This is a genomic window from Bacillus cereus group sp. BfR-BA-01382, from assembly GCF_022663475.1.
Taxonomy (GTDB): Bacteria; Bacillota; Bacilli; order Bacillales; family Bacillaceae_G; genus Bacillus_A; species Bacillus_A thuringiensis_S.
In genome coordinates, this window is the sequence record NZ_JAKUFQ010000003.1 from 71394 (window position 1) to 84520 (window position 13127).

The window sequence follows — 13127 nt, forward strand, 5'->3', positions numbered from 1 at the left end:
AAAAATTCAATAAATATTCAAAAAATGTTCAAAAAATATACTTGAAAAATCAAGGTGTTAAATTTGTGATGAAGTGGTACTTTTGAGTAAATAAAAAATCAGGCTTATTTCAAAAATGAAATAAGCCTGTTCCATAGGAGGATGTATATATGTAGAGTGAATAAAAGTTTGGAAAAGGGGGTCCAAGTCCTTTTATTCAACTAACTACCTTAATAGATTGGAACCCAGCCTTCAGTTGTCACAAAAATACGAATAGCTACAACTTGACGATCATCTTGCAAGGTAAAATAATGTCTTGCATTTTCAGGAACAGATATGAGATCGCCTGGCTCAAGTTCAACATCAAAGAATTTCCCATCTTTGCCTTCAATAGCGAAAATGCCATGACCACTGACGATAAAGCGAACTTCGTCATCTGTATGATGATGTTCTTTTTGGAAATTAATTAATAATTCGTCAAGGTTAGGTGTGCTATTTGAAAGTGAAATTACATCATGTGCTTTATAACCTCGACTTGCTGAAACATCAGCGATTTCTTTTGAAAAAACAGCTAATATTTCAGCTTTGTTTTCATCTGTTAACGAATAATTTTCATTTAAATGAGTAGGAAGTTTAGAAATGTTCCATTTCTCATATAAAACGCCTTCCTCTTGTAGAAATTTAGATACTTCCACTTCATTTTCAATGCGAGTATTTACTTCATGAATACGAATTTGCGCCATTAGAAACGCCTCCTTGAATTGATAATAGTTTTATATGAAATTGGAATAAAAACTCATAAGCTTCTAATCTTTTCTTTGCATCAAAGCTATCTCGGCCCCATACGGTAATACCGTGGTTACGGATTAATACTGCTCCTGAATCACCTTTTATATGCTTTCGGAAGTTTTCTCCAAGCGTTGGGATATGGGCATGGTTTTCGATAATAGGAATGTGAATTGTTGCACCTTCTTCCCAAATATCGAGAGCTTTAATAATTTCTTGATTTTGAAGGGTAACTGCATCACTATATAAATTTGTGATGACATTATTATCAGTTGTATGAACATGAAGTACGCACCCGGCATTCGTATTGTTATAAATATGTGTATGCAATATTGTTTCTGCTGAAGGGCGTAATTCAGTCTCTAAAACAGGAACTCCTACATGATCTACTAATAGAAAATCATCTGGAGTGGTTTTTGTTTTATCTTTACCGCTTGCTGTAATGAGAAAAGTAAGTGGCTCATGACTAACTTTTATAGAAATATTACCACTTGTTGCTGGGAACCAATTTCGAGTTGTTAATTCTTTTTTTATCTCGCTTAAGTCATACCATTGACGAAAAAGTTGTTTCATGATTTCACCTCCAACAAATGTTTTAATTCATTTTGAATATCATGGAATGTTTCAAACGGTGTATAAGCAATATAATTCTCTGCACACTTTGTAATAAGGAAGTCACGAGCAAATACTTTATCTGCTTGTTTCGCAGCTTGTAAATCAGTAATTGAATCTCCAATCACAATATGGAAGTCATTCGTATCACTCAATTTACGGATGAGAGATGATTTACATAATCCGCAATGATTTTGACAATGATGATCACAAGGATGAGGCCAATTCACCGTAATGTATTCATTTGAAAAATCTGTTTCATTACAGTAAATTTGCTCTTTTGGAATGAGTCCTTGTAAGAGTGGATAGACGAAGAAATCCATTCCACCTGATATAACGTAAAAAGAAATGTTATTTTCATTTACAAATTGTATAAATTCATGAAAACCATTACGAAGTTCAGCAGTTTCTATTAAAAATTGAATAATTTCATCGTGCAGATGAGTAGGTATTAATCGAAATAATTGAGAAACACCTTCTTGAATAGATAGCTCTTGTGATAAAATTCTATTCTTTACTTCTTCAGCTTCTGGTGGTGCGAATTTTTCCATAATGGACATAATGTTATCATTATTTGTAATCGTGCCATCGAAATCACAAAATACTTGAATACTCATAATTTCACCTCATGAGAGGGATTTCCCCATATTTGTAGTGCACTATGCAAATTTATGTCATCTACTTCATGGAGTGGTTTATTTTGCAAAGTAGCCTCAATTGCAGTACGGAATGCTTTACCACCGCCTTGCGCTCCATTTGGATGTCCATGTATCCCGCCGCCAGCATTAATAACAACATCTTTACCGAAATCTCGTACAATAAAGGGAACGAAACCAGGGTGAATACCAGCAGATGGAACAGAAAAGCTCTTCTTGAAAAATGCATCGTCTTCAGTTAAATATTTTGAGATAGCAAGAGCTTCCTCTTTTTCTAGCGCAACACTTCCGTATGGAGATGGGAATAATGAAAAGTCAGCCCCAGCATAGCGTAGTAGCTTTCCGAGTAATAATGGAGATGAAATTCCATATAACTTAGATGCTGAATAAGCACCACTTACAGCAGGGTGTGCCATAATAGGAACTGGGATTTCATCATCTTCTGCAAGTGATTGTAGTACATCTAGTCCGTAAGCAAATACGTTAAATAATAGAATATCAGCTCCAGCTTGCACTGCACGTTTCGCATTTTCTTTTAAATCAAAAGTTCGTCCTGTTAAATTTACGGCATATAACGTTTTATGTCCGTATGTTTCATATACGGATTGTAAAACTTCTTTTCCAGATACAATGCGTTTCGTAAGTGGTGTTAATGCATTTTCAAATAATATTTCATCATCTTTTACTATATCTACACCACCAATTGCTTGATCGCGTAATTGCGTTTTTAAATACCCAATATTTCGTCCAATCATTCCTTTAAAAATACTCATTAAAAGGGGACGATCATGCACTTGTAAAAGATTTCGAATACCATCTATCCCGAATTTTGGCCCAGGAAAATGTTTTTTTAACTCGTCTGAAAAAGTTAAGTCAATTAATTTTACTTCGCCATCAAGGGATAGCTTTCCAAATGTAGTCGTTAAAATTGCTGGTAAATCTGGACTGAAGTTTAATAACGGATATTCGATTTTAATAATTCCGCGTTTTACTTTTTTACGTAAATACGAATTTGTATGTTCATGTTCAGCTAATTCCACAATATGAATGACGTTGCCTTTATGTTGCTTTAATTGTTCTTGCAATAATTGTGGCAAATGAGTCCAAGAGCCAATTGTTAAACCAAGTGCAATTTGCTCAGCCTTTTTTTCTAAGTTATGTGAATCATCATGGATTAAATACGTCGCTATAATTCCGCTCATTGTTATAACCTCCTAGTTAAATAAAAAAACCTCTCAGCTAAGGAGAGGTTTTTTTACAACCAGCTCCTTATCTGTCAGCGTAATGCTGCGAGAATTAGCACCGTGTCTACAATTGTAGATCGGTTGCCGGGTTTCGTCGGGCTCGTCCCTCCACCTGCTCTTGATAAGAAGTATTTAGAAATGTTTAAATTTTTAAGATAACTGAATTTTGTCAGATATTTTTCATGTTGTCAATTACTTTTTGAAAAAATTTAATTTATCAATTCGATTAATGGCTTCCCGTAATCTATCTTCTGTATGCAAGAGACCAACACGGATATACCCTTCGCCATGTTCACCAAATCCAACACCAGGAGCAACTGCAACATGTGCTTTTTCTAGTAAAATATCAGCAAATTGCTCAGAGGTATATCCTTTTGGAACAGGAAGCCATGCAAAGAATGACCCTGTTGGAATGTCTACATTCCAACCAATTGATTGACAAGCCGAAATAAGAGCGTTTCGTCGAGATTCGTAACTATTTACAAGGTCTATTACGCAAGACTGTGAACTTAATAGTGCTTCGCGGGCAGCATCTTGAACTGCACCAAAAATACTAACATACATATGATCTTGTAATAAGTTAATGGTTTCAATGACACTTTCATTCCCTACTGCAAAAGCAATACGCCATCCAGCCATATTGAAAGTTTTCGATAGAGTGTAAATTTCAATACCTGTATTTTTAGCACCGTCTGCTTGCAAGAAACTAACAGGTTTTTGACCATCGAATCCAATCGCACCGTAAGCAAAATCATGAACCACTAATATATTATGTTTATTAGCAAAATGAATAGTTGCATCAAAAAAATCTTTTGATGCAGTAGCACCTGTAGGATTATTTGGATAGTTTAAAAACATTAATTTTGCACGCTCGGCAATAGAGTTATTAATTTTTGTGTAATCTGGTAAAAAGTTATTTTCTGCAATAAGCGGCATTGTTTCAAATTGTGCTTTTGCTAAAGCAACTCCTGATAAATAATCTGGATAGCCTGGATCTGGAACGAGAATCGAATCACCAGGGTTTGTAAAACAAACTGGTAATTCTACTAATCCAGCCTTTCCACCAAACAATATAGCAACTTCAGTTTTCGGATTTACTACTACATCATATTCACGTTGATAGAATGTTGCCACGGCTTCTTTTAAACTTTCATGTCCGCGAAATGGCGGATATTTATGATGAATGGTCTTTTCTGCAGCATCTTGTAAAGCTTTTACGATATGCTGCGGTGTTGGTTGATCTGGATTACCTTGACCTAGATTAATAACATCGTGACCAGCTGCAACGAATTTGTTAACTTTTGCAACAAGTGAAGCGAAAAATTGTGTTGGCAATGATGTTACTATCTCAGAAGGTTGAAATAATTTCATACTTTCCACCTCTTTTGAAAGTTGTTACAATTCTAGTGACAAATGATATAATCTTTCCAGTATTTTGTAAAGAGAAAAATAAGAATGGGGCTGAAAAAATGAAAGTCGCATGTATTCAAATGGATATTGTTTTTGGAGATGTAGAAAAAAATATTGAGAATGCTAAAAATAAAATAAGCGAAGCGATGAAGGAGAGACCGGATGTTATTGTCTTACCAGAATTATGGACAACAGGATATGATTTAGCAAGACTTTCTGAAATTGCAGATAGGGATGGATTGGAAACGAAAGAAAAGTTGAAAGAATGGTCGAAACAATATGGTGTACATATTGTTGGTGGTTCCATAGCGAAGCAAACAGAGCAAGGTGTTACAAATACAATGTATGTGGTAAACAAGGAAGGAGAACTAGTCAATGAATATAGTAAAGTGCATTTATTTCAGCTTATGGATGAACATAAATATTTAATCGCTGGAAATAGTACAGGTGAATTTAAGTTAGATGATGTAGAGTGCGCCGGCACAATTTGTTATGACATTCGTTTTCCAGAGTGGATGCGCGTTCATACTGCAAAAGGTTCAAAAGTTTTATTTGTTGTAGCAGAATGGCCATTAGTTCGTTTAGCACATTGGCGTTTGCTATTGCAAGCAAGAGCAGTTGAAAATCAATGTTATGTTGTTGCCTGTAATAGGGCAGGAAAGGATCCGAATAATGAGTTTGCCGGTCATTCTTTAATTGTCGATCCTTGGGGCGAGGTTGTTGTAGAAGCAAATGAAGAAGAATCAATTTTATTTGGAGAGCTTGTATTCGAGAAAATTAAAGAAGTACGTAAAGGAATTCCAGTTTTTGCGGATCGTCGTCCAGAATTATACAAATAAAATGTTGACAAGTGATTTTTATTCTTGGTATAGTCTTCAACATAAAGTTAAAAATTCAAAAAATTATACAACTCTTATCAAGAGCAGGTGGAGGGATTTGGCCCGATGAAGCCCAGCAACCGACCGTAATACCATTGTGAAATGGGGCGTTTATTACGCCCAAAGGCACGGTGCTAATTCCAGCAGAAAGTAAAACTTTCTGGCAGATAAGAGGGGAGAAGATAAACTTCAAACCTCTTTCTTAGTGGAAAGAGGTTTTTCTATGTTAGAAAAACCTCTGAATTTAAAAAGGGGGAGAAGACGATGGGATATTATTCATTAACAGAAATAACAGCTGTACAATATGCGAAAGATCATGGCTATTTTGAAGCGAAGGCAAATGTCGTTTGTCATGAAATTGGAGACGGAAACTTAAATTACGTGTTCAAATTAGATGATGGAGAGAAATCAATTATAATAAAACAAGCACTGCCCTATGCGAAAGTAGTTGGTGAAAGCTGGCCATTGTCTATAAAAAGAGCAACGATTGAAAGTAAGGCCTTACAAATTTTTGCGCAGTATGTACCGGATTATGTTCCAGCAGTGTACAGTCATGATGAAGAGTTAGCGATAACGGTAATAGAAGACTTATCAAGACTAACAATTACAAGAAAAGGATTAATAGGCGGAGAAGAATATCCGCTTTTATCCCAGCATATCGGCCGTTTTCTAGCACATGTTTTATTTTACACTTCAGATTTTGGTTTACAATCAGAAGAGAAGAGGGTACTAGAAGGTACCTTTGTAAATCCGGATCTTTGTAAAATTACAGAGGATTTAGTGTTTACAGATCCGTTTGGACATTATGATACAAATGATTATGAGCCAGATTTACAGCTCGTGGTTGATGAACTTTGGAGTGATAAAACTTTAAAACTAAAAGTAGCACAATATAAATATAAGTTCTTAACAAGAAAAGAAACTCTTATTCATGGTGATTTACATACTGGTAGTATTTTTTCGTCACCTTCTGAAACGAAAGTGATTGATCCAGAATTTGCGACCTATGGCCCATTTGGATTTGACATAGGTCAATTTATTGCAAATCTAGTATTAAATGCTTTATTTAGAGAAGAAGAAAAAAGAAGTGTACTATTTTTCCATATAGAAAAGACGTGGAGTTATTTTGTAGAGACTTTTACAAAGTTATGGATTGGAGAAGGTGTAGAAGCATATACGAAAGAAAAACAATGGTTACCAATTATTTTGCAAAATATCTTTACTGATGCTGTTGGATTTGCAGGATGTGAACTGGTTCGTAGAACAATTGGTTTAGCTCATGTAGCAGATTTAGATGAAATAGAAAATAAAGAAACAAGAATTCAAGCTAAGAAACAAGCGCTATCCTTAGGTAAAGAACTAATAAAATATGAATCTAAAAGTGCGGATATTCAACTGTTTCGAACATTATTTCAACAGACAGTTTCAGGGGGCGTAAAAGCGTGAGTACAATTGTTACTGTTCCGAGATCTGTAAGTTGGAAAGGTGATGCAATTGCGGTATTAAATCAAACGAAATTGCCGCATAGCACAGAATATAAAACATTGACGACTATTGAAGAGGTTTGGAAAAGCATCGTAATGTTAGAAGTACGAGGAGCGCCTGCAATTGGAATTGTAGCTGCATTTGGCTTGGCGCTTGCATCAAAAAAATATAACACTGTACATATTGAAGAATTTCAAAAGAAGTTTAATAGAGATTGTAATTATTTGGGGACGTCACGCCCGACAGCGGTCAATTTATTTTGGGCAATTGATCGTATGAGAGAATCTATTCGAGGGATTACTACAATAAAAGGAGCACAAAAAACATTAGAAGAAGAAGCGCTTCGCATTCAGCAGGAAGATGAAGAGGTGTGCCGAAATATTGGGGAATATGCGTTAACATGTTTTAAAGATGGCGATAATATTTTAACAATCTGTAACGCTGGAAGTATCGCAACTGCCAGATATGGAACTGCATTAGCTCCCTTTTATATTGGAAAAGAGAAAGGTGTGCGTTTACATGCATATGCGTGTGAAACGAGACCAGTTTTACAAGGTGGTCGCTTAACGACGTGGGAATTGAAGCAAGCAAATATTAATGTGACCCTTATTACAGATAATACTGCAGCTCATGCTATTCAAACGAAAGAAATAGATGCAATTATTGTAGGGGCGGATCGAATTGTCGCAAATGGAGATACGGCAAATAAAATAGGGACAATGAATTTAGCTATTTTAGCAAAGTACTTTGATATCCCATTTTATGTTGCTGCGCCACTGTCAACATTTGATGTTACGAAAGAAACTGGCACCGAAATAATTATTGAAGAAAGAGATGAAACAGAAGTTACGAAAATCTTTGGAAAACAAGTAGCACCAATCGGAACGAATGTTTATAACCCTGCATTTGACGTAACACCGAACGAATTAATTACAGGAATTATTACTGAGAAAGGTATTATAAGCGGGGATTATAAACGAGAAATTGCATCATTATTTGAAAAACAGGCTAATACATAATAGCTTGTTTTTTTATGCCTAAATGCATTGTTTTCTCTTACTTATATAATGAAAGGAGGGGAAGAGGATGGAAGAGTGGATCAAGATGATAGGTAATGTAGGGTTTCCAATTGTTGTAACATTATATTTACTCCACCGTATTGAAAGTAAATTAGAGGGGGTAATTGTTGCAATTGAGAAGCTCCCGCGGCAATTACTAAAGTACGAAGATCCTCGCGATAAAAAATAAAGTTTGCTCTTCTTGAGCAAACTTTATTTTTTATTGAGCAGTATAGCCACCATCGATAACGACAGCTTGACCAGTTATACCTTTCGCTTTTTCACTCGCTAAAAACATAGCATAATCAGCGATTTCTTGTACTTGTAGCAAACGCTTCTGTGGTACAAGTGGATAAATGACATCTTCTAAAACATTTTCAAGTGGTACATTTCGTGTAGTAGCTAAGTCTTGTAGTTGATTACGTACAAGAGGGGTATCGACATAACCAGGGCAAAGGGCATTAACAGTAATACCATGCGTAGCACCTTCTAAAGCGGCAACTTTTGTTAATCCAATTACGCCATGTTTTGCACTATTATAGGCAGCTTTTCCAGCAAACCCGACCAGGCCGTTAATAGAAGCGACATTAATAATACGACCATATTTTTGTTGTTTCATAATCGGAAAGGCATGCTTAATTGCGATAAACGGAGCAATTTGCATAATTTGAATTAGCAGCTCGAACTTTTCAGTTGGAAAGTCTTCAATGGGTGAAACGTGTTGCATTCCTGCGTTGTTAATTAATATATCTAATGAACCGAAATGATCAACTGTTTGAGAAATTGCTGCTGTAATTTCCTCTTCAGATGTAACGTCACATTTTAAACCGATAGCTTGAAAACCTTCATTTTGTAATTGTTCAGCAGCTTCTTTCGCACGTTCTTCAAGACGATCAGTAATCACAACTTTTGCACCTTCTTTTGCAAAAGTACTTCCCACTTCATATCCAATACCACTCGCAGCACCTGTTAAAAAGACAACTCGATTTGTAACCATGATGAAAAACATCCCTTCATAATAAAGTTTTCATAGTGCTCTATTTAGAGAGGTTATAATGAAATTCCTGCAAACATTTGGAAAAAATATCGTTAGCTATCTTGTTTTGCAAAATAGTCTTTGCTATACTATTTTGTAAAGCAAGATACTTACGCTTATCTATCTTGTAAAACAAGATAGTAGGAGGATTTGAATTATGTCGACAAGTCAAATGCTGAAAGGGATCTTAGAAGGATGCTTACTTGCTATTATTTCTGAAGGCGAAATATACGGTTATGAAATGAGTGAGAAGCTAGCAAAGTATGGTTTTACAATGGCGAGTGAGGGAAGTATTTATCCGTTATTAATACGAATGCAAAAAGAAGGATTAATAACAAGCGTAATGAAGGAATCTCCATCTGGTCCAAAGAGAAAATATTACACATTAACAGAAAAAGGCGAGGAAGCACTTGATGAATTTATGGATCGCTGGGAAGCGATGCAAAGTAGTGTAGAACGTTTACTTGAAGGGAAGGGAAGGAGAAAATAATGTTATCAAGTGAAGCACAAAAGTTTTTGTTAGATATGAGATTATTTTTGACGGCAAAGAGTGTGAAAGAAAGTGATATTGAAAACTTTTTAGAAGACGCAGAACTTCATTTAATAGAAGGTGAGAGTGAGGGGAAGAGTGTGGAAGATATTTTCGGAAGCTCACCGAAAGAATATGCAAATGAACTTGTAAAAGTGATGGAAAGAGATAGACAGGAAACGTGGAAGCAAATTGGTTTTACAGTAATGAATATCGTATCTTTTTGGATTATTGCTTCTATCTTAATAGTGAGTAATGGAATGTTACAGATTTCACTTATTCAGTGTATCGGTTACAGTTTTTCATTGATTTTAGTTGTTATGGGTCCTAATTTTCTACTTCGCAAAATGACCTTCGTCACAAGCTTTACAAAAACATGGTTTTCTATGTGGTCTTTAGTTATGATTGCTCCATTGTTTTTATTAGGAGCTGTTACGATATTAGATGTGATATATCCTACAAAAATGCTCACATTCACCGAAGTCCAAAGTTATATATTAGCTGGTGGGATTTTTATCATCACAGTAGCTATAAATATATATTTTGAAGGGTGGTTTAAAAACTTATATTTAATCATTCCGCTTTCTATTATGTTAATGTTTAAAACATTTACATCTGAAGATCTTATGCCAATGTTATTTCAAATTATATGTTTATACGGAAGTTTGTTTATTTTAAATTTCCTTGAAATTATGATGAAGACGAATAGAAGAGAAATGGTTAAATAAGGGAGTGATAAAAGTGCTATCGAATGAAGGGCAAAAGTTTTTAGATGATACTCAAGGGTATTTACGAACGAAGGGCATTAGAGAAGCTGATATTATTTCCTTTATAGAAGATGCGGAAGTTCATTTAATAGAAGGAGAAAAGAGAGGAAAGAGTGTAAATGATATATTCGGTCATGCTCCAAAAGAGTATGCAAATCAACTTGCCAAAGAGATGGAAGTTGATAAAAAAGGGAATTATAAATTATTGCTTTACTTTATTATAAATTTATTAGCATTCACGATGATGAAGAGTGTATTTTTTAGTGAAGCCGACCATCGTTTGTCTTATTCTTTAATTGAATTAATCGGATATCCGATTATGATTTTTGTAGGAATTAGTGTATTAATATGGGGCATGAGAACAGCCTCATTTAAGCGTAAAAGAACTGAATTTTTAATTATGTATATAACAGGTGCGATATGGTTTTTATCAATTTTCAGTATTGCATTATTAAATAATTTTTATGGTACAACATTTATTAAATTTACTGCGACAGAAAGCTTCATTCTTGTTGGAATAGTAGTTCTATTTGCAGCTATTGTAAATATTAAATTTGGTGGTTGGTTTACTTTGGCGTATTTACTAGTTCCAATTGCATTGGAATATGTATTCGTAATGATAGATTTATCAAGTATTATTGGAATGTATGTACAACAAATAATTCTTTTCATTGTTATTTATATGCTTTTGAAAATTCATATAAAATTAGAAAAAGGAAAGTATACGAATAAAAAGAGAGACAGTATTATTTATAGGTAAATTGAGTAGTAGTTTTCTAAGGTTAACCTAACAATAACTCTTTTATAAAAAGGATATATGTTGACTATTTTATTAATATATTAGATTACACATCAGGATATATTCTGTTTTTCGGTTTAATAGGAAAGCGGCTGCTCTGGATATGCAAAAAATTATTTCCAAAGAAATATTATATAGGGATTTTTAGAGGGATTACATTTAGTTGTCTATTTTTATTTCTAGCAGCCGGGATTTGGTTTGTTGATTGGAACAAGTTGTTTTAAACAGTAACATGAGGGTTACTGTTTTTTTCTTTGTAGTAAAGAGCTTTGTAAAGAGAGCGCTTTTTGTTCTGTTGTTAATAAGGAATGAATATGAACGTTTTCTGGACGAGGGACTATCGGATACATAAGATTTGTTGGAGAAGGGTGGTGCTCCGAGCCGGTTGGAGAATGAGGATCTGCATGAGTAAGTTTTCCATGAATACGTCTTGTAAATAAAATATGACCGATTTCGTGAGCGAGCGTATATATATTTTTCATAGGGGCAGCCGAATTTGTTAAAACGATATAGCCAGTAAGTTGCTGTTGTTTTGCTAAAGAATAAGCGCAGGCAATTACTGCTGTTTCTTTGAAATAATCACTGCCAATATAACAAATATAAAGGTCGCATTCAGGAGCTTCATTTACACATGTTTGGAAAAAGGATGCCAACTTTTCTTGACTTTGAATGGAATTTTTATAACTGATTTCACGGTCAAAAAAACGGAAAAGTTCATTTAATACAATTACTTCTTGAATTTGAAATGTAATGGGGTGCCAAATTGATTCTGCAACAGCTAAGTCTTTTGCGATACGGTCATCAGAAATATCGGCGCCGGGAGTAATGCAAATACATATATTGACGTATGGATCCATAAGGAACACCTCAAATGAAAAAAAGTTCTTCCTATAATATATGTGGGGAAAAGATGTCATGTATGGATAAACGCCTTCTTTATTGAATATATAGATGACAAGTCGAAAAAATTTCATAGTTCTATAACATGGTATGGTCGTCTTTTTGATATAGTAAAGGAAAGGGGGAGAATATATGTATACATTAAAAATCGTTTCAGACAGAGAAGCACTTTATCAATTTGCGAGTTATGTAAGAGTTGTACAAGGGGTTGAAGATGTATATGTAGAGGTGGGAGAACCTTTATATGAACATCCTTTAATGAAGTTTTATGTACATATTAAGCTGAAAGAAACATATGAGCAGCATAAAGCGTTACAGGAAATAGCAAGATTAGTAGAATTGGGTCGTTTTACATATGTCCATTATCGTAATGATGAAATTGAGGAAGCTTTTGAAGCTGTAAAATATGAAAGTTTTAAGAAATAAAGATGAAAAAATGGAGGCGAAAGCTTCCTTTTTTTCTTTAAAATTACATGAACAAAAAGAGAGAAATTTTGTTATGATAAGGGAGGTTAGGGAAAGGGGAATTTACATATGGGGTATATTGAAGAGTTACGAAAAGTCGTTGGTACAAGACCGCTTATTCTCGTAGGATCAGCAATCATTATATTAAATGATAAACAAGAAGTATTGCTTCAATATCGTTCAGATACATATGATTGGGGTGTACCTGGCGGGGCGATGGAACTAGGTGAAACGACAGAAGAAACGGCACGTAGAGAGTTATTTGAGGAAACGGGGTTAACTGCAAAAATAATGCAATTTCTTGGTGTTCTATCAGGAAAAGAAGTATATTTCCGTTATCCGAATGGCGATGAAATTTTCAATGTCATTCATCTGTATCAGGCACATCATGTGAGCGGGGAATTAAAGCTCGATCATGAAGGGTTGAAACTTCAATATTTTCCAGTAGATAAGTTGCCAAAATTGAATGAAACGACAGAGAAAATTTTGCAAAAGTTTTTATATGCACTGACAGAATAGAAGG

The 13127-nt window shown here is 34.7% G+C and carries 16 protein-coding genes, 1 pseudogene and 2 riboswitches; of the genes and pseudogenes, 10 read left to right on the top strand and 7 right to left on the bottom strand.

Going from position 1 to position 13127, the window contains the following annotated elements; translation table 11 throughout:
• Positions 1-209: 209 nt before the first annotated feature.
• The 5 genes from MR160_RS02380 to MR160_RS02400 all read right to left on the bottom strand — a co-directional run bounded on the left by MR160_RS02380 (position 210) and on the right by MR160_RS02400 (position 4648).
• The gene (locus MR160_RS02380) at positions 210-722 is read right to left on the bottom strand and encodes a 1,2-dihydroxy-3-keto-5-methylthiopentene dioxygenase (RefSeq protein WP_000057322.1); all 513 of its coding nucleotides are present in this window, start codon (positions 720-722) and stop codon (positions 210-212) included.
• Positions 700-1338 carry a methylthioribulose 1-phosphate dehydratase gene (locus tag MR160_RS02385; RefSeq protein WP_000811340.1) on the bottom strand — a complete coding sequence of 213 codons (639 nt, stop codon included), beginning with the start codon at positions 1336-1338 and terminating at the stop codon, positions 700-702. Before MR160_RS02385 ends, MR160_RS02380 begins: the two co-directional genes overlap by 23 nt.
• Positions 1335-1994, bottom strand: a complete 660-nt coding sequence (gene mtnX / locus MR160_RS02390) for a 2-hydroxy-3-keto-5-methylthiopentenyl-1-phosphate phosphatase (protein WP_000027488.1) — start codon at positions 1992-1994, stop codon at positions 1335-1337. The genes MR160_RS02385 and mtnX overlap by 4 nt, the downstream gene beginning before the upstream one ends.
• Positions 1991-3235 carry a 2,3-diketo-5-methylthiopentyl-1-phosphate enolase gene (gene mtnW, locus MR160_RS02395; RefSeq protein ID WP_000014207.1) on the bottom strand — a complete coding sequence of 415 codons (1245 nt, stop codon included), beginning with the start codon at positions 3233-3235 and terminating at the stop codon, positions 1991-1993. The genes mtnX and mtnW overlap by 4 nt, the downstream gene beginning before the upstream one ends.
• 64 nt (positions 3236-3299) lie before the next feature.
• Positions 3300-3405: riboswitch (SAM riboswitch) on the bottom strand.
• A 64-nt stretch (positions 3406-3469) separates the two neighbouring features.
• A complete protein-coding gene (locus MR160_RS02400) occupies positions 3470-4648 on the bottom strand; it encodes a pyridoxal phosphate-dependent aminotransferase (protein WP_000765506.1) in 1179 nt (392 codons plus the stop codon).
• 14 nt (positions 4649-4662) lie between these two features.
• On the opposite strand from MR160_RS02400, the gene MR160_RS02405 reads away from it, so the two are divergent.
• From MR160_RS02405 to MR160_RS02420, 4 genes are all read left to right on the top strand, one after another.
• Positions 4663-5526 (top strand): carbon-nitrogen family hydrolase, encoded by an 864-nt coding sequence (locus MR160_RS02405; protein ID WP_002162505.1) that lies wholly within the window; start codon positions 4663-4665, stop codon positions 5524-5526.
• 71 nt (positions 5527-5597) lie between these two features.
• A riboswitch (SAM riboswitch) is annotated at positions 5598-5739 on the top strand.
• 90 nt (positions 5740-5829) lie between these two features.
• Entirely contained in the window at positions 5830-7011 is a 1182-nt protein-coding gene (gene mtnK, locus MR160_RS02410) for an S-methyl-5-thioribose kinase (protein WP_063675651.1), read from the top strand.
• On the top strand, positions 7008-8069 hold the full coding sequence (gene mtnA, locus MR160_RS02415; protein ID WP_098505686.1) for an S-methyl-5-thioribose-1-phosphate isomerase: 1062 nt from the start codon (positions 7008-7010) through the stop codon (positions 8067-8069). Before mtnK ends, mtnA begins: the two co-directional genes overlap by 4 nt.
• A gap of 67 nt (positions 8070-8136) precedes the next feature.
• Positions 8137-8298, top strand: coding sequence for a YvrJ family protein (locus MR160_RS02420; protein WP_000393336.1), 162 nt, complete (start codon positions 8137-8139; stop codon positions 8296-8298).
• A gap of 30 nt (positions 8299-8328) precedes the next feature.
• Here MR160_RS02420 and MR160_RS02425 read toward each other — a convergent pair whose 3' ends face one another.
• Positions 8329-9105: a 3-hydroxybutyrate dehydrogenase gene (locus MR160_RS02425; RefSeq protein WP_000258453.1), complete on the bottom strand. Its 777-nt coding sequence runs from the start codon at positions 9103-9105 to the stop codon at positions 8329-8331.
• Positions 9106-9301: 196 nt separating this feature from the next.
• Between MR160_RS02425 and MR160_RS02430 the strand changes: the two genes are divergently transcribed.
• The 4 genes and pseudogenes from MR160_RS02430 to MR160_RS02445 all read left to right on the top strand — a co-directional run.
• Positions 9302-9634, top strand: a complete 333-nt coding sequence (locus tag MR160_RS02430; RefSeq protein WP_000107977.1) for a PadR family transcriptional regulator — start codon at positions 9302-9304, stop codon at positions 9632-9634.
• Positions 9634-10401, top strand: coding sequence for a DUF1129 domain-containing protein (locus tag MR160_RS02435; RefSeq protein WP_242297050.1), 768 nt, complete (start codon positions 9634-9636; stop codon positions 10399-10401). The genes MR160_RS02430 and MR160_RS02435 overlap by 1 nt, the downstream gene beginning before the upstream one ends.
• A gap of 13 nt (positions 10402-10414) precedes the next feature.
• Complete coding sequence (locus MR160_RS02440) at positions 10415-11200, top strand: DUF1129 domain-containing protein (protein WP_000950457.1); 786 nt, start codon at positions 10415-10417, stop codon at positions 11198-11200.
• A 56-nt stretch (positions 11201-11256) separates the two neighbouring features.
• Positions 11257-11463, top strand: a pseudogene (locus tag MR160_RS02445) (DNA-binding protein); the annotation flags it as partial.
• A 15-nt stretch (positions 11464-11478) separates the two neighbouring features.
• On the opposite strand, the gene MR160_RS02450 reads toward MR160_RS02445, so the two are convergent.
• Positions 11479-12096, bottom strand: a complete 618-nt coding sequence (locus MR160_RS02450) for an ImmA/IrrE family metallo-endopeptidase (protein WP_000371606.1) — start codon at positions 12094-12096, stop codon at positions 11479-11481.
• A gap of 175 nt (positions 12097-12271) precedes the next feature.
• On the opposite strand from MR160_RS02450, the gene MR160_RS02455 reads away from it, so the two are divergent.
• Both MR160_RS02455 and MR160_RS02460 read left to right on the top strand, forming a co-directional pair.
• Positions 12272-12565, top strand: coding sequence for a DUF3928 family protein (locus tag MR160_RS02455; protein WP_000288330.1), 294 nt, complete (start codon positions 12272-12274; stop codon positions 12563-12565).
• Between the two features lie 108 nt (positions 12566-12673).
• The gene (locus MR160_RS02460) at positions 12674-13123 is read left to right on the top strand and encodes an NUDIX hydrolase (RefSeq protein ID WP_002005651.1); all 450 of its coding nucleotides are present in this window, start codon (positions 12674-12676) and stop codon (positions 13121-13123) included.
• The last annotated feature ends 4 nt before the right edge of the window (positions 13124-13127 follow it).